The sequence below is a fragment of the Streptomyces xanthii genome, from assembly GCF_014621695.1.
Classification (GTDB): domain Bacteria; phylum Actinomycetota; class Actinomycetes; order Streptomycetales; family Streptomycetaceae; genus Streptomyces; species Streptomyces xanthii.
In genome coordinates, this window is the sequence record NZ_CP061282.1 from 20,949 (window position 1) to 42,061 (window position 21,113).

Sequence of the window (21,113 nt, forward strand, 5' to 3'; positions counted from 1 at the left end):
CTACCGGCCGGGCGGAGCGTGGGACGAGGTGTCGGCCCGTCCGGGCGCCCCCAGCGTAAGGAGCAAGGATGAGCGACCAGTTCCCGCGAGAGTCCGGGGTGGCTGCCGCGGCCCCCGCGGTGGCCGAGCTCGCCGCCGGCCTGGCCGAGCGCGCCGAGCAGGAACGCCGCGTCGACCCCGGGGTGCTGCGGGCCGTGGTCGACGCCGGTTTCGCCCGGCACTTCGTGCCGGCCGCGCACGGCGGCACCGAGTCCACCTACGGCGAGCTGGCCCGGGCCGTTCCCGTGCTGGGTGCCCGGTGTCCGGCGACCGCGTGGAGCGCCGCGATCGTGGCGAGCCTGTCGCGGATGGCGGCCTATCTCCCGGAGGCGGGCCGCAAGGAGGTCTGGCGCGAGGGGCCCGACACGGTGGTCGTCGGCTCCGTCTCTCCGGTGGGCAGGGCCCGTGCCGCGTCGGGCGGGTGGCGGGTCTCCGGCACCTGGCCGTACGTCAGTGTCGTCGACCACTCCGACTGGGCGCTGCTGCTCGCCCTGGTGGCGACGGGTGAAGGGCGGCCGGAGCCGCGGCTGTTCGCGCTGCCCCGCTCCGCGTACCGCATCGAGCACACCTGGTCGGACATCGGGATGCGGGCCACCGGCAGCAACACCCTGATCGTGGACGACGTGCTGGTGCCGGACGAGCTGAGCTTCGCGGCGAAGGACCTGCTGACCGGCCTGGCCCCGCAGGGGTCGGCCGGCTGTCACCGCGTTCCGCTGCCGGCCGTCAACGGTCTCTTCTTCACCCTGCCGATGCTGGGCGCCGCCGAGGGCGCGCTCGCACACTGGACCGAGTACGCCGCTCCGAAACTGCGCAGCGCCTCGCACGTGCCGGGGCCGGGTCCCGGCCGCGGCTTCTACGAGGAGACGCTGGCCCGTTGTTCGGGCGAGATCGACGCCGCCCGGCTGCTGTTGGAGCGGGTCGCCGCGACCGCCGACCGCGATCCGGGCCCCACGCCGCTGGAGACGGTCCGCGGCCAGCGTGACTGCGCGCTGGCCGCGGATCTGCTGACGGGTGTCGTGGACCGGCTCTTCAGGGCGTCGGGGACCAGCGGGCACCGGGTCGACAGCCCGCTGCAGCGGTTGTGGCGGGACGTCCACTCGGCGTCCGGTCACGTGGTGCTCCAGTTCGCCCCGGCGGCTGCCGCGTACGCGTCGCAGGTCGCCGAGGCGGGCTGAGGCGGCGGGCGGCGCGGCCGTCAGCGCACGAGGGTGCCGCCGCCGTCCACCATGAGGACGTTGCCGGTCGTGTAGGTGGAGCGGATCATCGACAGGACCGCTTCCGCCACGTCGTCCGGCTGTCCCACGCGGCGCAGCGGGGCGACCTCCGCGACCTTCTGGGCGATGGCGGCGAAGAAGTCGCTGCCCTGTGTCCAGCCCGTCTCGACCAGGCCGGGTGCCACCGCGTTGACGCGGACCTCGGGGCCCACGGCCACGGCCAGCAGGCGGGTCATGTGTTCCAGGGCCGCCTTGCTCACCGCGTACGGGATCGAGCTGCCGGTCGGACGGCTGCCGGCCACCGACGACACGTTCACGACGACGCCTTCGCCGCTCTCCCGCAGGGCGGGCATCGCGGCCACCGTGGTCTGCCAGGTGCCGAAGACGTTCAGGCCGAAGATCTCCTGCCACACCTCGGGGGTCGCGGCGTCGAGGTCCCCGTGCGGGATGGCCCGGGTGACACCGGCGTTGTTGACGAGGATATCGAGCCTTCCGTAGTGCTCGACGGCCGCAGCGACCAGCTGCCGCGACTGCTCCGGATCCGAGATGTCCGCCTGGACGTAGAGGGCGTCGGGCAGCGAGGCCGCGACCTTCTCGCCGGCCTCCGTGGAGCGGGCCGAGTTGACGACGACGCTGATGCCCTCGGCGGCCAGCCGCCGGGCCACGGTCTCACCGATGCCCGCGGACGAGCCGGTGACCAGGGCGACGCGTGTGCTGCTCATGGCTTCCTTCCTCTTCCGGATCAGTAGTTGCCGAGGCCGCCGCAGACGTTCAGCGCCTGCGCGGTGACCGCTGCCGCGTCGTCGCCCACGAGGTACTCGACCATCGCGGCGACCTCGCGGACGGTGACGTAACGCCCGTTGGGCACCCGGGTGGTGATCCGGTCGAAGGCCTCTTCCTGCGTGATGCCCCACGCGTCCGCGTAGCCCTCGCGGACCCGCTGGGCCATGGGCGTCTCGACGAAGCCGGGGCAGACCGCGTTGACGGTGATGCCCGTGCGGGCGAGCTCGAGGCCGAGGGCCTTGGAGAAGCCGACGACGCCGTGCTTGGAGGCCGAGTACGGGGCGGCGAGGACCACGCCCTGCTTGCCGCCGGTCGAGGCGATGTTGATGATCCGGCCGTGGCCGGCCTCCTCCATGCCGCCCGCCGTCAGCACCTCTTTGGTGACCCGGAAGACGCTGGTCAGGTTGGTCTCGATGACGTCGGCCCACAGCTCGTCGGTGATCTTTACGGTGGGGCCGCCGCCGCTGCGGCCGGCGTTGTTGACGAGGATGCGGATCGGGCCGTGCTGCTCGACGACGGTGCGCACCAGTTCGCGGATCTGCTCGTGGTCGCGGACGTCGCAGACCGAGCCGGTGACCGGCAGGCCCTCCTCGACCAGTTCCTTGACGGTGGAGGCGACGGTTTCCGTGGTGCGGCCGCACAGGTGCACCGGGGTGCCGGCGGAGGCGAGCCGCCGCACGATCTCCAGGCCTATGCCGCTGGTGCCGCCCGTCACCAGGGCTGCCCGCTGGTCCTTCGGGGTCTCGCTCATGCCCGCTCCTCAGTGCTGTGGGTCGTGAACCGGCGCACCAGGGGCACGGCGGTCGAGTGGTAGGGGGTCGTGGAGGTCGGCGTCCGCGGGCCGAAGTTCGACACGTAGAGCCGGTCGCCGTGCACGGCCACCGCGGACGGCCAGTCGAAGTCCGGGTCGGTGATCCGGGTGAGCGGGGCCGCGCGGGTGCCCTCGGTGTTCAGCTGGAGCACACCGACGGCGTCGGACTGGGCGACGTACAGCCGGGTGCCGTCGAGGCGGATGCCGTTGGCCGAGGGGATGGTCGCGCCGCCCATCGGTATCCGCTGTGCCACGCCGGTGGCCGGGTCGACGCGCATGAGGGCGCCGCCGTCGAGGACGTGGGCCAGGAGCAGCCCGCGGCCGTCGGGGGTGGGCGAGATGCCGAGCGTGGTCACCTCGCCGTCGCCGCCCTGCACCCAGTCGCCGCTCAGGGGCACCGTCACGACCTGCTCGGCGGTGGGCAGTTCGCCCGTCGGGCCGAGCGGCAGCTTGTACAGGACGGGGTGGAAGGCATCGGTGAACCACGCGGCGCCCGCGGTCAGGGCGACGTCGGCGATCGTCGCGCCGAGCAGCGTCATCCGGTACGAGGCCAGCGTCTGTCCGGTGGTGACGTCGAGCACGCGGATCTGGCCGCCGTAGGCTCCGCTGACGAACAGCCGGCCGTGGCAGTCGAGCCGGATCCCGGCGGCGGCGTTGCCCTCGCCCAGGTCGGGAGAGATGTACTTGCCCTGGCCGGTGGTCAGGTCCACCCGGTAGACGTCGCCGCCGAACAGCGATCCGTAGTACGCGTACGGGGCGCGGCCGTCGGTGGCGACACCGCCCGGGTGGAAGCCGACCGGAAGCTCGATCCTCGTCGGCCAGCCCGCGTCCAGCGGGCGCGCCGCCGCCCATGCGCCCGCAGGCGTCGCGGCGAGCACCGCGGCGCCGCCCGCCGCGGCACCGAGTCCCAGCAGACGGCGCCGGGACAGTCTGTTCTGCATGGTGGATGCCTCCCGTTCCGGTTCCGGCCGTCCGGAGTCTCCGGCAGCCCGTGTTTCCGGTCGTCTCCGGTGGGCGACTGTGCCATCGAGAAGGCGCGCTCCGGCGGTTCGTGGACGGGTGTTCGACGGGGGGTCCATGCGCTCGCGACCAGGTCTCGAGCCGGGTTCCACGGGCCGGGACGTCGCTCCAGGGGTGCTCGAGGGCGGCTCGAGTTCCGGACGGGAATCATTGACCGGCGGGGGTCCGGCCGTTGATCGTCGAGTCCCACCCGTGCGGGCCGGCGGGCCGCCGCCGATGCGTGGACCTGTCGAAAGAACTGAGGAGCGTGCATATCCATGGCCGACGAGCTGGAAGCCTTCGTCGCTGACTGGAACAAGCCCGTCGTCGAGGAGTTCCGGGCGAACGGCGGAAAGGTCGGGGGCCCCTTCGAGGGAGGCACCCTCGCTCTGCTGACCACGGCCGGCGCCAAGAGCGGCCTGCCGCGGACCAGCCCGGTCGGATACCTGGAGATCGACGGCAAGGGCGTCGTCATCGCGTCCGCCGGCGGCGGCCCGAAGAACCCCGCCTGGTACCACAACCTCAGTGCCAACCCGCTGTTGACCGTCGAGGTCGGCACGGAGAAGTACCAGGCCAGGGCGACGGTGCTGGAGGGCGAGGAGCGCGAGAGCGTCTTCGCCAAGGCCTGCGAGCTGTCCCCCGGTTACGCGGACTACCAGAAGAACACCGACCGGGTCCTGCCCGTCGTCGTGCTGGAGCCCGAGTACTACGAGGACGGGCGCCGGGCGCGCGGGCTCGGTCAGGAACTCACCGAGATCCACGACTGGCTGCGCGGCGAGCTCGCCGGACTCCGCCGCCAGGTCGCCGACTTCGCGGCCGGCAAGGCCGACGCCGTGACCCCCGCCGACGTGCCCGTGCTCCAGCAGCTGCGCGACAACTGCCTGAGCTTCTGCAAGGCGCTCGAGGTGCACCACGGGGGCGAGGACCAGGGCGCGTTCCCGGTCCTGGAGTCCACCTTCCCGGGTCTGGCGCCGACGCTGGCCAAGCTGCGCGAGGAGCACAAGGTGGTGTCGCGGCTGCGCACCGAGATCGCCGAGCTCGTGACGGAGCTGGAGCCGGGCGACCCGCAGGGTGTGCAGGCCAGGCTGGAGACGCTGGTCGAGGAGCTGGAGCGGCACTTCGCGTACGAGGAGGCCGCCGTGGTGACCGCGCTCGACGCGCTGGCGTTCGCCCCGGCCAGTCGCGGCTGAGGCGTCGGCATGCGGATGCTCTTCCTCGCCGGGGGCAGCCCGGCGACGGTGTTCGCCCTCGTCCCGCTGGCCACGGCGGCGCGCAACGGCGGGCACGAGGTCCTGGTGGCCGCCACGGCGGACATGGCGGGGGTGATCACCGCGGCGGGGCTCCCGGCCGCGTCCGTCACGCCGTTGGCGATGCGTGACTTCATGCTCGCCGGCCGCGACGGCTCCCCGCTGTCGCTGCCCGACGATCCCGGGGAGCGGATGCGGTTCGGGGGGCGCGGGTTCGGCCGGCTGGCCGCCGGGAGTCTTCCGGCGCTGCGCGAGCTGGGCCGGGGCTGGCGCCCCGACGTGGTCGTCGGCGGCGCGCTGGCCTTCGGTGCGGCGCTGCTGGCCGGCGAGCTGAAGGTCCCGTACGTCCGGCACGCCTGGGACATGGGTGAGCCGCTCGCCATGGAGCTCGGGGCCGCCGACGAACTGGCCCCGGAGCTGGCGCGGTCCGGTCTGACGGAGCTGCCCGCGGCGGACCTGTGGATCGACATCTGCCCGCCCTCCGTCGCGGATCCCGCGGCCCCGTCCGGGCTGACCATGCGGTTCGTGCCGTGCGGGCTCCAGCGGGAGCTGGAGCCGTGGATGTACACGCGCGGGGAGCGGCGCCGGGTGTGTGTCACGGCGGGCAGCCGGGTCAGCAAGGAGTACGAGTTCGACCACCTGGACGCGCTGGTCGGGAAGGTCAGCGGTCCGGACGTGGAGGTCCTCGTCGCGGCTCCGGAGGAGGCGGCGGCCGCTCTGCGTGAGCGGCACCCGGGGGTGCGGGCGGGCTGGCTGCCGCTCGACACGGTGCTGCACACCTGCGATCTGCTGCTGCACGCGGGCGGCGGGCAGACGGCGCTGACGGCCGTGCGGGCCGGCGTTCCGCAGATGGTCGTGCCCAACATGCCGAAGCTGTGGGGCCCCAACCGGCGTCTCGCCGACCACGGTGTGGCCCGCCTGCCTCAGGCCGGCGAGGACGGTCCCGGTGACGTCGCCCGTGTCTGCCGGGAGATGCTCGCCACCCCGTCGTACGCGCGGCGGGCGGCGGAACTCGCCGCGGAGCTGGCCGCGCTGCCGGGCCCGGCGGAGGTCCTTCCCGCTGTGGAGGCGCTGGCGCGCGGCTGATCAGCCGCGCGCGGCGGGGTGCCGGCGGCCGGTCACGGGCGGTGCTTGGTGGTCAGCGTCTCCAGCACGGAGACGAACTCGGCAGGCCCCGGCGCCTGGTTGATCTCTGCGCGCAGTGCCTGTGCTCCCGTACGGAACGCGGGATCCTCCAGCAGCCGCGTGACCTGCTCGGTCAGCAGCGCGGTGTCGAGGTCCTCGGCCTCGACGACCGTTCCGGCGCCCCGGTCGGCCATGAAGCGGGCCGTGATCGCCTCGCCCCACAGCGACATCGGCACGATCAGCTGAGGGACGGCGGCCGCCGCGGCCGCCGCGAACGTGCCGCCGCCGCCGTGGTGGATGACGGCCGAGCAGCTCGGCAGCACCTGCGCCAGCGGCACGTACTCCGTCAGCCGGACGTTGTCGGGGACGGACGTGACGGTGTCCAGCATCGCCTTGTGCAGGGTGGCGACCACCTCGACGTCCAGTTCGGCCAGCGCCTCCACGACCTGCGGGAAGGAGATCCCGGCCGCGTCGAAGAGCTGGCGGCCGCGGCCGCCCATGCCGAGCGTGAGCAGGACGCGCGGCTTCTCGGGGCGCTGGTGCACCCACGCCGGGGCCACCGTGTTGCCGTTGTAGGACACCCGGCGGATCGGGGCGTAGTCCACGGGCAGCGGCAGTTGCAGGGCCTGCGGCATGGTGTCGACGGTGAACTGGCCGAGCAGCAGGTCCTCGGAGTACTCCAGCCCGTAGCGCTCCAGCATCGGGGCCATCAGCGCGTCCACCGGGTCCGGGGTGCCGTCCTGGCCGGCGCCCGCCTCCAGGGACTTGGCGCGCAGCCAGCCGATGTTGTCCTGGCCCCACAGGAAGCGGGCGTGGGCGGCGCCGGTGACGCGTGCGGCGACGCCCGCCGCCACGCAGAACGGGTCCCACACCACGAGGTCGGGCTGCCATCCGCGGCAGAAGTCCACGAGGTCGTCCAGCATCGGCGTGAACGTGCCCAGCATGCCGCACAGGCCCTGCCACTGGCGCTCCCACTGCGGGGCGTTGCCGGTGTCCAGGAACAGGGCGTCGCTCAGCTGGGAGAGCATCTCGAAGTTGTCGTTCCACTTCGCCGCGTCGGCGAGCGTCTCGCGGGAACCGAGCGGCACCGCCGGCAGTCCCGCCTCGGTGACCAGGTGCACGGTGTCGGGGTGGATGGCCACCCGGACCTCGTGGCCCGCGTTCTGCAGCGCCCAGGCGAGCGGAACGAGCGGATGGACGTGTGCCGTGGCCGGGAATGCGGTGAACAAGATGCGCATGACAGCGACTCCAGTCGTTCTGGGAGGTTCCGAGCCTGGTCGGGGCGGCTCGATCCCGGGTCGAGCAGGGATCGAGACCCCTGCACGACATTGCGGAGGACGACTGCCCCGAACCTGCCCCGAACCGTCTGGAGACCTGGATGACCGGCACCGGCGACCGCCTGGCGGAGCTCACCGCCACGACCACTGCCTCCGCGGCACGGGCCTACGGGCTCGTCTCCGACGTGACCCGCTGGCCCCTGCTGTTCGCTCCGTGCCTGCACGTCGAGCTGCTGGACGCCGGCCCGGACGGGGACCGGTTCCGCATGTGGGTCCTGTCGGGCGACAGCGTGCGCTCGTGGACCTCGGTCCGGCAGGCCGACGACGCCGCTCTGCGGGTCTCCTTCCGGCAGGAACGGCCGGCCCCGCCGCTGTCCGCGGCCGCCGGCACCTGGCGCTTCGAGGACGTGGGCACGAAGGAGCCCACCCGGATCACGCTCGGCAACGCCTACACGCTCACCGACCCGGCGGACACCCGGACCGAGGCCTTCCTCGCGCAGGCCCTGGAGCGGCACAACTCGGAGGAGGTGGCGGCGGTGCGGTACTGGGCCGAGCGTCCCGAGGACCTCGGCGACCTGCTGTTCTCCTTCACCGACGAGGTGGAGATCGACGGCCCGGCCAAGGCCGTCCACGCGTTCCTGCACCGGGCCGACCTGTGGCCGGAGCGTCTGCCGCACGTCACCCGGCTCGACCTCGAGACCGCCCCGGCGAACGGGGCGGGCGAGGGCGTCGAGCAGCAGACGCTGGAGATGGACACGCTCTCCCCGGACGGCTCCGTGCACACCTCCCGTTCGGTGCGGCTGTGCTTCGCCGACGAGCGCATCGTCTTCCAACAGACCTCCGTGCCCCGCCCGCTGCGCGCCCACGGCGGCGTGTGGACCGTCGTCCCCGACGGTGACCGCACCCGCGTCTCCATCCGTCACGACGTGGCGCTGGACCCCGAGGCCGTCGCGTCGGTCCTGGGCGAGGGGACCACCCCGGCCCAGGCTCGCGCGACCGTTCAGGAGCTGCTGCGCCGCAACAGCCTGCAGACTTTGGAGCACGCCGGTGCGTACGCCGCCGAGCGGGCCGCCGCGTAGCTCGGCGGCAGCCGCCCGGACGCGCGCCGCGGTCTCAGAGCCCGGCCGCGCTCCGGTGGACCGCCTCCGCCACGCGCCGGGCGCGCGGGTCGAGCCGGTCGATGACCCGCGATCCGCCGTTCGGCACGTACGCGAAGGCGAGTTCGCGCTCGGGGACGGCGCAGGCGAAGGAGCCCGTCGCACCGGCCAGCCCGAACGAGCCGGCCGGTCCGGCGGACGCCGGGTACAGCGGGCCGTCGGGCAGCATCACGCCCAGTCCCCACGTGGTCGGCAGGAGCATGGTGCGGCACGGGCCGTCCGAGTGCACCCGGCGGATCTCGTCGACCAGGCCGGGCCCGGCCAGCCGGATCCCGTCCACCTCGCCGATCAGCGCGGCGAAGTAGCGGGCCAGGGAGGGGGCGTTGGCCACGCCGTCGTACGAGGCGTTCTCCAGCCGGACCCGCTTGGCGTCGTTCCCGGTGTCGGCGTCGAAGGACATGCTGCCGATGGTCGCCCGGAAGGTGAGCGACGTGGGGTCGCCGAGCGCGGCGAGGAGCTCGGCCAGGCCGCTCGTGTCCGGACCGTCGCCCGCGCCTTCCATGAGGAACTCGGCCTGGGACGGCAGCATGGTCGCCAGCCGGGGCAGTTCGGCCTCGGGCAGTCCGATCCAGCAGTCCAGCCCCAGCGGGCCGGCGATCTCCTCGGCGAGGAACTCACCGACGGTGCGGCCCGTGGTGCGCAGCACGACCTCGCTGACGATGTGGCCGAAGGTCATGGCGTGGTAGCCGTGCGCGGTGCCCGGTTCCCACTCGGGGCGGGCCGCGGCCAGGGCCTCGACGACGGGCCGGCCGGTGCGCAGCCGCTCGTAGGTGATCGGTGTGTGGTCCAGTGCCACCACGCCGGTCCGCTGGGCGAGCAGCATGCGCAGGGTGACCGACTCCTTGCCCGCGGCGGCGAACTCGGGCCAGTAGCGGGCGATCGGGGCGTCCAGTTCCACCACGCCCCGCTCGAGAAGGACGTACAGCGCGCCGGCGGCGACCGACTTGGTCGGCGAGGCCAGCACGGCGAGCGTGTCGCGCTGCCAGGGGCGTCCGGTGGCCTCGTCGGCGACCCCGCCCCACAGGGAGACGACCTCGCGTCCGCGGTGGTAGACGCTCACGCCCGCCCCGGTCTGCGAGCCGTCGCGGAAGTTCTCCGCGAACGCCCGCGCGACCTCGGCGAAGGCCGGTGCGCACTCCCCCTGGACCGTCCCCGCGGCTTCGGTCACATCGATGGTCAATGGGATCAACTCCTCGCCCGTGCATGCCATTTGACGCTCGACATTCTTTATTTTCGGGCTCGCAGCCGACTCGAACCGTTCTCGCGAACCGGTCGGGCTCTGCGTCCTGTCGAAAGTTCCCGGAAGACATCCTCTGGAGGCCCCCATGTTCTCCGACATATCGGAATTCCATCGCTGGTTCGAGCAACGGTGCGCGGCCAATTCCTACAAGGTCACCGAGACTCCCCTGGACCGCCTGGACGGCTGGTCCTTCGAGGAGGGGTCCGGAAATCTGGTGCACCGCAGCGGTCGCTTCTTTTCCGTCCGGGGACTGGAGGTGACGGACTCGGGACGGGCGGTCGATTCCTGGCGGCAGCCGATCATCGTGCAGCCGGAACACGGAATTCTCGGAATCCTGGTGAAGGAGTTCGACGGCGTTCCGCACTGCCTGCTCCAGGCGAAGATGGAGCCGGGAAACAAGAACCTGGTGCAGCTGTCGCCGACGGTCCAGGCGACGAAGAGCAACTACACGCGGGTGCACGGCGGCCGGCCCGTTCCGTATCTGGAGCACTTTCTCGTGCCGCGCAGCGGTGAGATCCTCTTCGACGCCCTCCAGTCGGAGCAGGCGTCCTGGTTCCTCGCCAAGCGCAACCGCAACATGATCGTGCGGACGCAGGAGGACGTCCCGGTCCTGGACGACTTCTGCTGGCTGAGTTTCGAGCAGATCGCCGAACTCCTGCAGACCGACGACCTGGTGAACATGGACACCCGTACCGTCCTGTCGGGTGCGACCCGGCTGCGCCGGCCGGCGGGCGTCCCCGGCGAGGACGGCTTCGAGGGTGCGCTCGCCGCGTCCTGGCAGCCGGGGCGCGCGGCGCTGCACACCACCGCCGAGCTGCTCAGCTGGTTCACCGAGGCGAAGGCGCACTGCACCCTCGAGCGGCGGCTCGTGCCGCTGGCGCGGACGACGGGCTGGTCGCTGCGCGACGGTGCCGTCGTCCATGACGAGGACCGGCACTTCAAGGTGATCGGCCTGCGGGTGGAGGCGTCGAACCGCGAGGTCTCCGGCTGGTCGCAGCCCATGATCGCGCCGCGCAGCCAGGGCGTCGTCGCGTTCGTCGCCCGACGGGTCAGGGGGGTGCTGCACCTGCTGGTGCAGGCACGCGTCGAGACCGGGGCGCTGGACCGCGTCGAGATGGCGCCCACCGTGCAGTGCCAGCCCGCCGACTACGCCGCCGCCGACGGCTCGGGGCCGGGGACGACCGCGCGCCCCCCGTTCCTGGACCTCGTCCTGGCCGCCGGTGCGGACCGGATCCGCTTCGACGCCGTCCAGTCCGAGGAGGGCGGCCGCTTCCACCACGCCCGCAACCGCTACCTGCTGGTCGAGGCCGAGGAGAACTTCCCGCTCGAAGCTCCCCCGGGGTTCGTGTGGATGACGGTGCGGCAGCTGATGGACTTCGTGCGGTACGGCAGCCACCTCAATGTCGAAGCGCGCAGCCTGCTCACCCTGCTCGGGTTCCTGCCCCAGCCCTCGAGGACAGCTCCAGCGGCTCCCGAGACGCCTTTCCTAGCCTGGCCCGAGATTGCTCGCACAGCGAGTCGAAGAGGTTGAGGAGAGAGCGAATGACGACCCTGGTGAGTGCCGACTCGATCCGCGACGAACTGCGGCCGCACCTGGCCGGCATCCTCTACTGCGAGATCGAGGAGATCGACGACGACGCCACCTTCGCGGACCTCGGCCTGGACTCCGTCCTGGGCGTGGAACTGGTCGCCTTCGTCAACACCAAGTACGGCCTGGAGGAGATTCTCGACACGGTCTACGACCACCCCACGGTCAACCAGCTCAGCGCGTACGTGAGCGGCCGGGTGGCGGACCTGGTGGCGAACGCCAAGTGAGCCCCACCGGCCGGCTGAGCGACCCGGCGCTCCTCGACGCGTCCTCCCTGACCCGGCGGGTCACGGTGGCACCGGGCATGTGCGGAGCCGGGTCCCTGTTCTTCGGACAGCTGGGTGACTGGACGTGGGAGGCGGTCAAGGCCGCGAGCGGCACCAACGTGTACGCGGCCCGCAGCGCCGACGGCCACCCCACCTACCTGTCCTTCTACTACTTCCGGGTGCGCGGCAGCCGTCAGGTCCATCCGTACGGCATCGGGTTCGGCGACGAGTTCGACGTCACCTCGCGGGTCTTCGACTTCGGGCCCCAGTCGGTGATGACCCTGCACCGCCTCTCCCGTCCCGGCACGTTCGGGCCGGAGGAGGTCCTCGATCCGCGGGAGCTCCACGAGGAGCGGCGCGAGGACTGCCTGTACGTGGAGAACTACAACCGCTGGATCTCCCGCTCGCACCCGGACAGCAACACGGGTCTGGTCGAGGCGTCACCCGCCGGATTCCGGCACGAGCACCTGCCGCGGCTGCCGCAGGAGTACTCGCCGCGCGGTTCCTGCGGCCGGGCCCGCAAGACGGGCACCTTCCACGAACACGGGATCCCCGGCCACACGGCCGCGCAGCCGTACACCACGACGTACACCCTGGACCGGGTGCGCGACCTCAACGGCGCCGGGCTCATGTACTTCGCGTCCTACTTCTCCATCGTCGACACGGCGCTGCTGCGCCAGTGGCGCTCCCTGCACCGGGACCCGGCCGCGTTCAGCACGCGGACCGTCCTCGACCACCGCATGGGCTACTTCGGGAACGCCGACGCCGACGCCGAGCTCACCCTGACGGTGACGCTGTGGCGCAGCGACACCGTGCCGGGCGAGGAGATCGCCGAGGTCTCGGTCCGGGAGTCCGAGAGCGGACGGCTGCTGGCCGTCTGCTCCGTCCAGCAACTGGTGGAGGAGTCATGACCGCGCCCGTCGCCGCCGATCCGGCGACCGTCCGATCCGTCCTGGTGGAGGTCATCGCCGAGATCCTGCCGGACGTGCCCGCCCAGGAGGTCCTGGACGAGCGCAGCCTGGCGGACCTGGGCGCGGACTCGGTCGACCGCGTCGAGATCATCACGACGCTCTGCCACCGGCTCGGCAGCCGCGAGCGGGTCTCCAGGTTCGCCGAGATCCGCGACATCGGAGGCCTCATCGCCCATCTGTCCGGCCAGGGAGGCGCGCGATGACCCCCGCCACGACGGCCGGTCCCGCGCGGATCGGCATCGAGGCCCTGAACGTGTACGCGGGCGTCGCGAAGATCTCCGCCCGGGCCCTGTTCGACGCCCGCGGCCTGGACCCCGACCGCTTCGGCAACCTCATGACGGACGAGCGGTCGGTCCAGCTGCCCTGGGAGGACTCGGTCACCAACGCGGTCAACGCGGCCAAGCCGATCGTGGACGCGCTCAGCGAGGAGGACCGCGGGTCCATCGAACTCCTCGTCACCTCCAGCGAGTCGGGCCTCGACCACAGCAAGTCGCTCGCCTCCTGGGTGCACGGCCACCTCGGCCTGTCCCGGCAGTGCCGCTACATGGAGGTCAAGCAGGCGTGCTACGGCGCCACGGGCGCCCTCCAGCTCGCGGCCGGCTACCTGCGCGCGGGGCTGCGGCCCGGGGCCAAGGCGCTGATCATCGCGACCGACGTCAACCCGATGGACGAGTACGCCAAGTACGCCGAGCCCACCACCGGGCACGGCGCGGTGGCGCTGCTCGTGGGCGACAGTCCCGGCGTGCTCGCCCTGACCCCGGGCGCGTACGGCCTCAACAGCTTCGACGTCATGGACACGGCCCGGCCCGCGCCGGACTACGACCTGTACAACCCGGACCTCTCGCTCCTGGCCTACCTGGAGTGTCTGTCCGACAGCTTCCGCGCCTACGCCGACAACGTCCCGGGCACCGACTTCGCCGAGTCCTTCGACCACGTGGTGATGCACACCCCGTTCGGCGGCATGGTGCGGGCCGCCCACCGCAAGCTGATGCGCGAACAGGCGCCGCGCGCGCCCAAGCTGATCGCGGAGGACTTCGAGCGCCGGGTCGTCCCGTCCCTGCGCTACGCCCGCTCCATCGGCAACCTGTGCTCCGGCTCGATCTGGCTGGCGCTCGCCAGCCTCGTCGACCACGAGAGCGCCGAGCGCCTGGAGGGCTCGCGCCTCGGCATGTTCTCGTACGGCTCCGGCTGCGCCTCGGAGTTCTTCGGCGCGACCGTCATGCCCGGCGCCAAGGAGATCGTCGGCAAGACGGCCACGGCCGAACGGCTCGGGCTGCGGCGGGACCTGAGTTTCGCCGAGTACGAGGAGATGCTGCCGGTCACCCGCCGCATCCTGGTGCCCCGGCCGCACCGCGAGATCGACCTGGACGCGGCGGACGCCTACCTCGCCCCGTTCCGCGACCACGGCAAGCTGCTCGTGCTGGCCGGGGTCGAGGACTACATCAGGCGGTACGAATGGCGGTGACGGCCTCCGGCGCGGCCGCCCGGGTCCGCGTCGACACGGCGCGGCCACCCGTCGTCCGGGCCACCCTGGACAGCCCCGCCACCCGCAACCGCCTCGACGACGAACTGCTCGCCGAGCTGGCCGGCGCCCTGGAGCAGGCCGAACGGACCGACTCCGCGACAGTGTTCGTCATCGACGCCACCGGCGACACGTTCTGCTCCGGCATCGCGCTCGGCGACCTCGACCAGGCCGACTGGCGGCCCCGGCTCACCGCCGTGCACGACCTGCTGCGCCGGCTCACCGACTCACCCCTGGTCACCGTCGCCGTCGTCGACGGGGTGGCCACCGGCGGCGGCGTCGGTCTCGCCGCGGCCTGCGACCACGTGATCGCGGGACCCGGCGCGAGCTTCCGGATGACCGAGGTCCTGCTCGGCCTCGTCCCGGCCGCGATCCTGCCGACCGTCGCCGAACGCGTCGGCCGCCACCGGGCCTACGCGATGGCCCTCGGCGCCGAGGAACTGGCCGCCGACGAGGCCGCCGCCCTGGGTCTCGCCGACCGGCGCACCGAGGACTGCCGCCGCGCACTCCAACTGCTGCTGCGACGACTGCGGGCCGCCGACCCCGGCGCCGTCCGCGCACTCAAGCGCTATCGCCGCGAGCTGTACCCCCTCGACGAGGGCCACGCCGACCGCTCGGTGCGCGTCGTCGCGGAACGCCTCGGCGACCAGCGGGTGCGCGAGCGGCTGGACACCTTTCACCGGCAAGGACTAATACCGTGACCACACTTGTGTACGGGCCCGTCGAGCTGCACGTCGAGGCGCCGGTCGCCACCGTGCGGCTGTGCGACGAGGCGGGCAGCAACCGGTTCACGCCCGAGCTGCGCGCCGGGCTGATCGCCGCACTGCGTGCGGCCGCCGCCGACCCCGCCGTCCGGGCCGTCGTCCTGGAAGGTGCTCCCGGCGTCTTCAGCGCGGGCGGCACCACCGAACGCATGCTCGGCACCCATGAGCAGCGCGTCGTCGAACTCTGGGAGATGATGCGGGCGATCGCCGACTGTCCCGTCCCGGTGATCGCCGCCGTCCAGGGCCACGCGCTCGGCGGCGGCCTGCTGCTCGCCCTGTACTGCGACGTCGCCGTCCTGAACGAGCGCTCCCGCTACGCGATGAACTTCCTCGCCTTCGGCTTCACCTCGATCCTCGGAGCCAGCCACATGCTCCCCGCCGCGTTCGGCCGGGCGCTGGGCGCCGAGATGATCTACACCAGCCGCAGCTACACCGGGCGCGAACTGCGCGACCGCGGCGCCGGGATGAAGATCACCGCTCCTGAGGCGGTGGCCGCCGAGGCGCACCGGATCGCCCTGCAGGCCGCCCAGGCCCCGCGCCCCGCGATGGAACTGATGAAGTCCCAGCTCGTGCGCACCGTGCTCGCCGAGGCCGAGGCCGCCCTGGAGCGGGAGATCCCCGACCACGAGGAGACGATCCTCGGCGAGGAGGCCCGGCGCCGCATCCGCGGCCTGCACGGCCAGCGCCTCGCCGGCGCGGCCGGCGGACCGGCCCGCGACGACCGGGGGGCCGCCGCATGAGCACGCACGCGGACACCCCGATCGCCGTCATCGGCATGTCCTGCCGGACCTCCGGTGCCGAGACCCTCACCGAGTTCTGGGACCTCGCGTCCCGCGCCGAGCGGCGGCTGCGGGACGTACCGGCGGACCGCTGGTACGGGCTGGACGAACAGGTCGCCAAGGCCAACACCCCGCGCGCCTTCCTCCTGGACTCCGTCGACGGCTTCGACGCCCGCTTCTTCGGCATCGCCCCCCGCATGGCGGCCTTCATGGACCCGCAGCACCGGCTGATGCTCGAACTGGCCTGGCACGCCGTGGAGAACGCGGGCCTGGACCCCGAGTCCCTGGCGGGCGAGCCCGTCGCCGTCTTCGCGGGCGCCTTCATGTCCGACTACGGCGAGCGGATGCTCGCCCGGGGCAAGCGCGCCGACGGCGCCGCGTTCCCCGGCACGATGATGGCGTTCCTCGCCAACCGCGTCTCGTACCAGTTCGGCTGGACCGGCCCCAGCATGGTCATCGACTCGGCCTGCTCGGCCGGCCTGTCCGCGCTCGGCTTCGCCGTCCAGGGCCTGCGGTCCGGCGACTACCCGATGGCACTCGTCGGCTCCCCCAACCTGTTCAGCGCCGGCTACTACGCCACCAACGCCTACCTCGGCGGCGCCCTGTCCCCCACCGGCGACTCGGTGCCCTTCAGCGAGGCCCGCAACGGCTACCTGCGCGGGGAGGGCGGGGCCTGTCTGCTGCTCAAGACACTGGACGCGGCGCTCGCCGACGGCGACCCCGTCCACGCCGTCATCCGCTCCGTGGGCAGCGCCCACAACGGGCGCGGCGGCGGGCTGACCGGCACCGACCAGGACTCTCAGATCTCCCTGGTGGAGCGCACCCTGGCCGCGTCCGGACTCACCCCGCGCGACCTCGGGCACCTGGAGGCGCACGGCACCGGCACCCGGGGCGGCGACGCCACCGAGATCGCCGCCCTGGCCCGGCTGCTGCCCGCGGACCGGGGCCCGGCGGCGGGTCCGGACGGGAAGCTGTGGGTGGGATCCGTCAAGGCCAACATCGGACACCTGGAGGGCGCGGCCGGACTGATCGGCATCGTCAAGACGGTGCTCGCCCTTCAGGAAGGCACCATCCCCCGCATCGCCGGTCTCGGCACGGCCGACGCGTCCCTGCCGGTCGGCGACGCGCCCCTGGGCATCCCCGTGGAGAACCTGCCGTGGCCCGCCGGCGACGTCCCGCGCATCGGCGCCGTCAACGCCTTCGGGCTCGGCGGTTCGCTGTCCCACGCGGTGGTCGAGGAGGCGCCGCGCCGGACCGCGGGCCCCCGCGTGGCGGCGGACGAGGAGATCGTCCCGCTCTCGGCAGGCAGCGACGAGGCGGTGGCCCTGCTGGCCGGCCGTCTGCTGCGCACGCTCGACGGCACGGACGCCCCGGCGCTGGACTCGCTGGCCTGGACGCTCCAGCACGGGCGGCGGCACATGAAGCACCGCAGGGCCCTCGTCGTGTCCGACGCGGCGTCCCTGCGCACCGCGCTCACGGCCGTGGCCAAGGGCACGCACCGGCCGCCCGCCGACGGGATCGCCCGTGCGTGGGAGGACGGCGGCACACCGGACTGGCAGGTGCTGTGGAAGGACCGGGACCTGCCGCCGCGCGCCCACCTGCCCGGCACCCCGTTCCGGCGCCGCTCGTGCTGGTTCGACGACGAGGCGCCCTCCGCGCTGTGACCCCGGCCTGCGGGCCGTACCCGAGACACCGCCCCCGACCCGGAAAGAGACTTTCGATGGTGAACGAGCAGCGCGACGGGCGGGTGCACCGCACCGTGCACGAGGCGGAGACCGACGCCCCCGCGGACGTGGTGTACCGGCTGATCGCGGACACCTCCCGATGGCCGCTGTACCTCCCGCCGAACGTGCAGGTCGAACAGCTGGAGTCGACCGGTGACACCGAGCGGCTGCGCATGTGGGCCACGGCCAACGGCCAGGTGAAGTCCTGGACCTCGCGCCGGGTCCTGGACCCGGTGGCCCGCCGCATCGAGTTCCGCCAGGAGGTTCCGGCGGCCCCGGTGGAGACGGTGGGCGGCACCTGGATCGTCACCGAACTCGGGCCGGAGCGCTCCTTGCTGACCCTGCTCCACGACTTCACCGTGGCCGACGACCGCCGCGAGGACGTGGAGTGGGTCGAGCGGGCCATCGACACGAACAGCCGTGCCGAACTGGGCAACCTGTGCGCCCTGGCCGCCGGCTGGGCCCGCCTGGACGAGCGCGTCGTCGTCTTCGAGGACTCCGTCCACGTCGACGGTCCGGCGGAGCGGGTGTACGACTTCCTCCACCGGGCGGACCTGTGGCCGGAGCGCCTGCCGCACGTGGACCGCCTCGAACTCACCGAGGACGAGCCGGGTGTGCAGGTCATGACCATGGACACGCGCACCGCCGACGGCTCGGCCCACACCACCGAGTCCGTGCGCGTGTGCTTCCCCGAGGACCTGCGGATCGTCTACAAGCAGACCGCGACGCCCGCCCTGATGACCGCGCACACCGGCTGCTGGACCGTCCGTCCCGCCGACGGCGGCGGACTGACCGTCACCTCGCAGCACAGCGTGGTGCTGTGCGAGGAGGCCGTCGAGGGGGCGCTCGGCGCTGGGGTCGACCTCGCGCAGGCCCGCCGTCATGTCCGGGAGGCGCTGGGCCGCAACAGCGGTGCGACGCTCCACCACGCCAAGCAGTTCGCGGAGAGCGCCGCCCTGTCCCGCTGAGCCGGCGGCCGGGTCTCAGACCGGGACCCGCACCGCCGCGTCGCGCACCGTGTCCAGCAGCCCGGCCTGCGCCACCGACTCCGCCGAGAGGAGGCGCAGGCCGGGCCGCACCGTTTCCTCCCCGCGCACGGCGGCGGCGAAGAACCGCCACACCGCCTCGAAGTGGTCCTCGGCGGGGACGGTGATCTCGCGCTGCTCGGTGCCCTCCCCCAGCCGGATCACCGGTGCGTGTCCCGGCGCCGTGGTGTACACGTGGTCCACCGACAGAGTGCCCTGGCTGCCCTGGATCTCGTACCAGGACCGGTAGTGGTGCTCCATGCCGAACCGGATCTGTGCGACCGCTCCGCCCGGGGCGGTCAGCAGCGCCGCGCCGGACAGGTCCACCCCGTGCTCTCTGCTGTCGCGCAGGCTCGCGCCCGCCACCGTCAGCCCGGTGCCCAGGAACCGCAGTGCCGCTCGCAGCGGGTACACCCCGTTGTCGAGGAGCGCCCCGCCGCCCAGCCGCGGGTCCAGCCGTTGGTTGCCAGCGGGGCGCGGCGGGATGGTGAACGCGGCGGACACCGCGCGGATCTCGCCGAGCGCCCCGGACATCAGGAGGGCGGCGACCTGACGCTGGGTGCCGTGGTGGAGGAACATGAAGTTCTCGAGCAGGACCAGGCCGCGCTCGCCGGCCAGCCGGAACAGGCGCTCGGCGTCCGCGCCGGAGGCCGCCAGAGGCTTCTCCACCAGTACGTGTTTGCCGGCCCGGAGCGCCTTCTCGGCCCAGCGGGCGTGCAGCAGCGTCGGCAGGCACAGGTAGACCGCGTCGATGTCGGTGCGGGCCAGCAGTTCCTCGTACGAGGCGGCAGCCGGGGCGTCGAAGCGGGCGCCGAAGGCCGCGGCCCGGTCCGGGTCGCGGGCGGCGACGGCGGCCAGTTCTGCTCCGGGGACGCGCAGGAGGGCGGGCAGGGTGCGGCGGGCGGCGATGTCCCCGCAGCCCAGCAGGCCGACCCGGGTCGTGGAGACGGTGGTGTCAGCGGGCATGGGACAGCGCCTCCTTCGCGGGGCGCGCCGGTGTGAAGTGCGGCAGCCGGCCGGAGGCGAGGGCCTCGGCGAGGGACGGGGCGGCCGCGTCCTTGGCGGAGCGCACGGGTGGTCCGTCGAGCTCCCAGGGGATCCCCAGTTCGGGGTCGAGGGCGTCGATGTCGACCATGGCGCCAGGCACGTACTCGGCGGACAGCAGGTAGTTCACGCAGGTGCCGTCCTCCAGGGCGAGGAAGGCGTGGCCGATGCTGCCGGGCATGTAGAGGGCGGTGCCCTCGCCGGCCGACAGCCGGGTCGCCTGGTGGCGGCCGAAGGTGGGGGAGCCCACGCGCAGGTCGACCATGACGTCGAGGATCGAGCCGCGCACGCAGGTGACCAGTTTGCTCGCGTCGGCGGGTACGTCGTTGCAGTGCAGGCCGCGCAGGACGCCCCGGCGCGAGACCGAGTTGTTGACCTGGCGGACGGTGAACGGCAGACCGGTCCCGGCGGTCAGCACGCTCTCCTTGGCGGCTTCGAAGAAGTGGCCGCGCTCGTCGCCGAGCGGCTCGGGAGAGATCCGCCAGGTGCCCGGGATGCCGGTCTCGTCAATGCGCACGGCTGCCTGCCGCCCGCTCCTGTGCGGTGCGGGCCTTGAGCGGCTCCCACCAGGCGCGGTTGTCGCGGTACCAGGCCACGGTGTCGGCCAGGCCCTGGTCGAACGGGACCTGGGGGGCGTAGCCGAGCTCCGTGGATATCTTGGTGATGTCCACCGAGTAGCGGCGGTCGTGCGCGGCCCGGTCCGCGACCTGTCGCACCGCCGAGGTGTCGCGCCCGCACAGGTCGAGCAGCCGCCCGGTGAGCTCACGGTTGGTCAGTTCGGTGCCGCCGCCGATGTTGTAGATCTCGCCGGGGCGGCCCTTGGCGGCGACCAGGGCGATGCCGCGGCAGTGGTCGTCCACGTGCAGCCAGTCCCGGCTGTTGCCGCCGTCTCCGTAGAGGGGGACGTCGAGGCCGTCGACCAGGTTGGTGGTGAAGAGAGGGATGGCCTTCTCGGGGAACTGGTAGGGCCCGTAGTTGTTGGAGCAGCGGGTCACGCAGACCTCGAGGCCGTGGGTGCGGTGGACGGCGAGCGCGATGAGGTCGGAGGAGGCCTTGGACGCCGCGTAGGGGGAGTTGGGCAGCAGCGGTTCCTCCTCGTCCCAGGAGCCGGTCTCGATGGATCCGTACACCTCGTCGGTGGACACGTGGACGAAGCGGCCCACGCCGGCCCGTACGGCCTCCTGCAGCAGGGTCTGTGTGCCGAGGACGTTGGTGTGCACGAAGGCCGAGGAGTCCTCGATGGAGCGGTCCACGTGGGATTCGGCGGCGAAGTGGACCACCAGGTCGGTGCCGGCGAACAGCCGGGCGACGAGCGGGGCGTCGCAGATGTCCCCCTGTACGAACTCCAGGCGCGGGTCGGCGGCCACCGGGTCGAGGTTGGCGCGGTTGCCGGCGTAGGTGAGCGCGTCCAGCACCACCACCCGGGTGGGCTCCAGGCTCGGGTAGGTGCCGGACAGCAGCTCTCTGACGAAGTGCGAGCCGATGAAGCCCGCACCTCCGGTGACCAGGACACGCATCAGCGGGGAAGCCTTTCAGGA

The 21,113-nt window shown here is 72.9% G+C and carries 21 protein-coding genes; 13 read left to right on the forward strand and 8 right to left on the reverse strand.

Going from position 1 to position 21,113, the window contains the following annotated elements; translation table 11 throughout:
• Positions 1-68 precede the first annotated feature (68 nt).
• Positions 69-1,214 (forward strand): acyl-CoA dehydrogenase family protein, encoded by a 1,146-nt coding sequence (locus tag IAG42_RS35965; protein WP_188341818.1) that lies wholly within the window; start codon positions 69-71, stop codon positions 1,212-1,214.
• A gap of 20 nt (positions 1,215-1,234) precedes the next feature.
• Here IAG42_RS35965 and IAG42_RS35970 read toward each other — a convergent pair whose 3' ends face one another.
• From IAG42_RS35970 to IAG42_RS35980, 3 genes are read right to left on the reverse strand one after another with little or no spacing between them, the layout of a single operon-like run.
• A complete protein-coding gene (locus IAG42_RS35970) occupies positions 1,235-1,975 on the reverse strand; it encodes an SDR family NAD(P)-dependent oxidoreductase (RefSeq protein ID WP_188341819.1) in 741 nt (246 codons plus the stop codon).
• A gap of 20 nt (positions 1,976-1,995) precedes the next feature.
• Positions 1,996-2,787, reverse strand: a complete 792-nt coding sequence (locus IAG42_RS35975; RefSeq protein WP_188341820.1) for an SDR family NAD(P)-dependent oxidoreductase — start codon at positions 2,785-2,787, stop codon at positions 1,996-1,998.
• Positions 2,784-3,788, reverse strand: a complete 1,005-nt coding sequence (locus IAG42_RS35980) for an NHL repeat-containing protein (protein ID WP_188341821.1) — start codon at positions 3,786-3,788, stop codon at positions 2,784-2,786. The genes IAG42_RS35975 and IAG42_RS35980 overlap by 4 nt, the downstream gene beginning before the upstream one ends.
• Positions 3,789-4,124: 336 nt before the next feature.
• Here IAG42_RS35980 and IAG42_RS35985 point away from each other — a divergent pair, with 336 nt between their 5' ends.
• Both IAG42_RS35985 and IAG42_RS35990 read left to right on the forward strand, forming a co-directional pair.
• The gene (locus tag IAG42_RS35985) at positions 4,125-5,036 is read left to right on the forward strand and encodes a nitroreductase/quinone reductase family protein (protein WP_188341822.1); all 912 of its coding nucleotides are present in this window, start codon (positions 4,125-4,127) and stop codon (positions 5,034-5,036) included.
• A 9-nt stretch (positions 5,037-5,045) separates the two neighbouring features.
• Positions 5,046-6,179, forward strand: coding sequence for a glycosyltransferase (locus IAG42_RS35990; protein ID WP_188341823.1), 1,134 nt, complete (start codon positions 5,046-5,048; stop codon positions 6,177-6,179).
• 32 nt (positions 6,180-6,211) lie between these two features.
• Here the strand turns inward: IAG42_RS35990 and IAG42_RS35995 are convergent, their stop codons facing one another.
• On the reverse strand, positions 6,212-7,456 hold the full coding sequence (locus IAG42_RS35995) for a nucleotide disphospho-sugar-binding domain-containing protein (protein WP_188341824.1): 1,245 nt from the start codon (positions 7,454-7,456) through the stop codon (positions 6,212-6,214).
• Positions 7,457-7,596: 140 nt separating this feature from the next.
• Here IAG42_RS35995 and IAG42_RS36000 point away from each other — a divergent pair, with 140 nt between their 5' ends.
• Entirely contained in the window at positions 7,597-8,574 is a 978-nt protein-coding gene (locus tag IAG42_RS36000) for an aromatase/cyclase (protein ID WP_188341825.1), read from the forward strand.
• Between the two features lie 34 nt (positions 8,575-8,608).
• Here the strand turns inward: IAG42_RS36000 and IAG42_RS36005 are convergent, their stop codons facing one another.
• Entirely contained in the window at positions 8,609-9,832 is a 1,224-nt protein-coding gene (locus IAG42_RS36005) for a serine hydrolase domain-containing protein (protein ID WP_188341826.1), read from the reverse strand.
• A 145-nt stretch (positions 9,833-9,977) separates the two neighbouring features.
• Between IAG42_RS36005 and IAG42_RS36010 the strand changes: the two genes are divergently transcribed.
• Genes IAG42_RS36010 through IAG42_RS36050 form a run of 9 tightly spaced genes read left to right on the forward strand, consistent with a single transcriptional unit; the run spans position 9,978 to position 18,474 of the window.
• On the forward strand, positions 9,978-11,423 hold the full coding sequence (locus IAG42_RS36010; protein ID WP_188341827.1) for an NDP-hexose 2,3-dehydratase family protein: 1,446 nt from the start codon (positions 9,978-9,980) through the stop codon (positions 11,421-11,423).
• 11 nt (positions 11,424-11,434) lie between these two features.
• Positions 11,435-11,707, forward strand: a complete 273-nt coding sequence (locus IAG42_RS36015; RefSeq protein ID WP_188341828.1) for an acyl carrier protein — start codon at positions 11,435-11,437, stop codon at positions 11,705-11,707.
• The gene (locus IAG42_RS36020) at positions 11,704-12,657 is read left to right on the forward strand and encodes an LnmK family bifunctional acyltransferase/decarboxylase (RefSeq protein WP_223206477.1); all 954 of its coding nucleotides are present in this window, start codon (positions 11,704-11,706) and stop codon (positions 12,655-12,657) included. Before IAG42_RS36015 ends, IAG42_RS36020 begins: the two co-directional genes overlap by 4 nt.
• Positions 12,654-12,920: a phosphopantetheine-binding protein gene (locus IAG42_RS36025; RefSeq protein WP_188341829.1), complete on the forward strand. Its 267-nt coding sequence runs from the start codon at positions 12,654-12,656 to the stop codon at positions 12,918-12,920. The genes IAG42_RS36020 and IAG42_RS36025 overlap by 4 nt, the downstream gene beginning before the upstream one ends.
• Complete coding sequence (locus IAG42_RS36030) at positions 12,917-14,182, forward strand: hydroxymethylglutaryl-CoA synthase family protein (RefSeq protein ID WP_188341830.1); 1,266 nt, start codon at positions 12,917-12,919, stop codon at positions 14,180-14,182. Before IAG42_RS36025 ends, IAG42_RS36030 begins: the two co-directional genes overlap by 4 nt.
• Positions 14,173-14,940 carry an enoyl-CoA hydratase/isomerase family protein gene (locus tag IAG42_RS36035; protein ID WP_188341831.1) on the forward strand — a complete coding sequence of 256 codons (768 nt, stop codon included), beginning with the start codon at positions 14,173-14,175 and terminating at the stop codon, positions 14,938-14,940. The genes IAG42_RS36030 and IAG42_RS36035 overlap by 10 nt, the downstream gene beginning before the upstream one ends.
• A complete protein-coding gene (locus IAG42_RS36040; protein ID WP_188341832.1) occupies positions 14,937-15,743 on the forward strand; it encodes a polyketide synthase in 807 nt (268 codons plus the stop codon). Before IAG42_RS36035 ends, IAG42_RS36040 begins: the two co-directional genes overlap by 4 nt.
• Positions 15,740-17,446: a polyketide synthase gene (locus IAG42_RS36045; protein ID WP_188341833.1), complete on the forward strand. Its 1,707-nt coding sequence runs from the start codon at positions 15,740-15,742 to the stop codon at positions 17,444-17,446. The genes IAG42_RS36040 and IAG42_RS36045 overlap by 4 nt, the downstream gene beginning before the upstream one ends.
• 56 nt (positions 17,447-17,502) lie before the next feature.
• Positions 17,503-18,474: an aromatase/cyclase gene (locus tag IAG42_RS36050; protein ID WP_188341834.1), complete on the forward strand. Its 972-nt coding sequence runs from the start codon at positions 17,503-17,505 to the stop codon at positions 18,472-18,474.
• Positions 18,475-18,489: 15 nt separating this feature from the next.
• Here the strand turns inward: IAG42_RS36050 and IAG42_RS36055 are convergent, their stop codons facing one another.
• Genes IAG42_RS36055 through rfbB form a run of 3 tightly spaced genes read right to left on the reverse strand, consistent with a single transcriptional unit; the run spans position 18,490 to position 21,092 of the window.
• Positions 18,490-19,497: a Gfo/Idh/MocA family protein gene (locus IAG42_RS36055; RefSeq protein WP_188341835.1), complete on the reverse strand. Its 1,008-nt coding sequence runs from the start codon at positions 19,495-19,497 to the stop codon at positions 18,490-18,492.
• The gene (locus IAG42_RS36060; protein WP_188341836.1) at positions 19,487-20,092 is read right to left on the reverse strand and encodes a dTDP-4-dehydrorhamnose 3,5-epimerase family protein; all 606 of its coding nucleotides are present in this window, start codon (positions 20,090-20,092) and stop codon (positions 19,487-19,489) included. The genes IAG42_RS36055 and IAG42_RS36060 overlap by 11 nt, the downstream gene beginning before the upstream one ends.
• The gene (gene rfbB, locus IAG42_RS36065) at positions 20,082-21,092 is read right to left on the reverse strand and encodes a dTDP-glucose 4,6-dehydratase (RefSeq protein WP_188341837.1); all 1,011 of its coding nucleotides are present in this window, start codon (positions 21,090-21,092) and stop codon (positions 20,082-20,084) included. The genes IAG42_RS36060 and rfbB overlap by 11 nt, the downstream gene beginning before the upstream one ends.
• Positions 21,093-21,113: the final 21 nt, after the last annotated feature.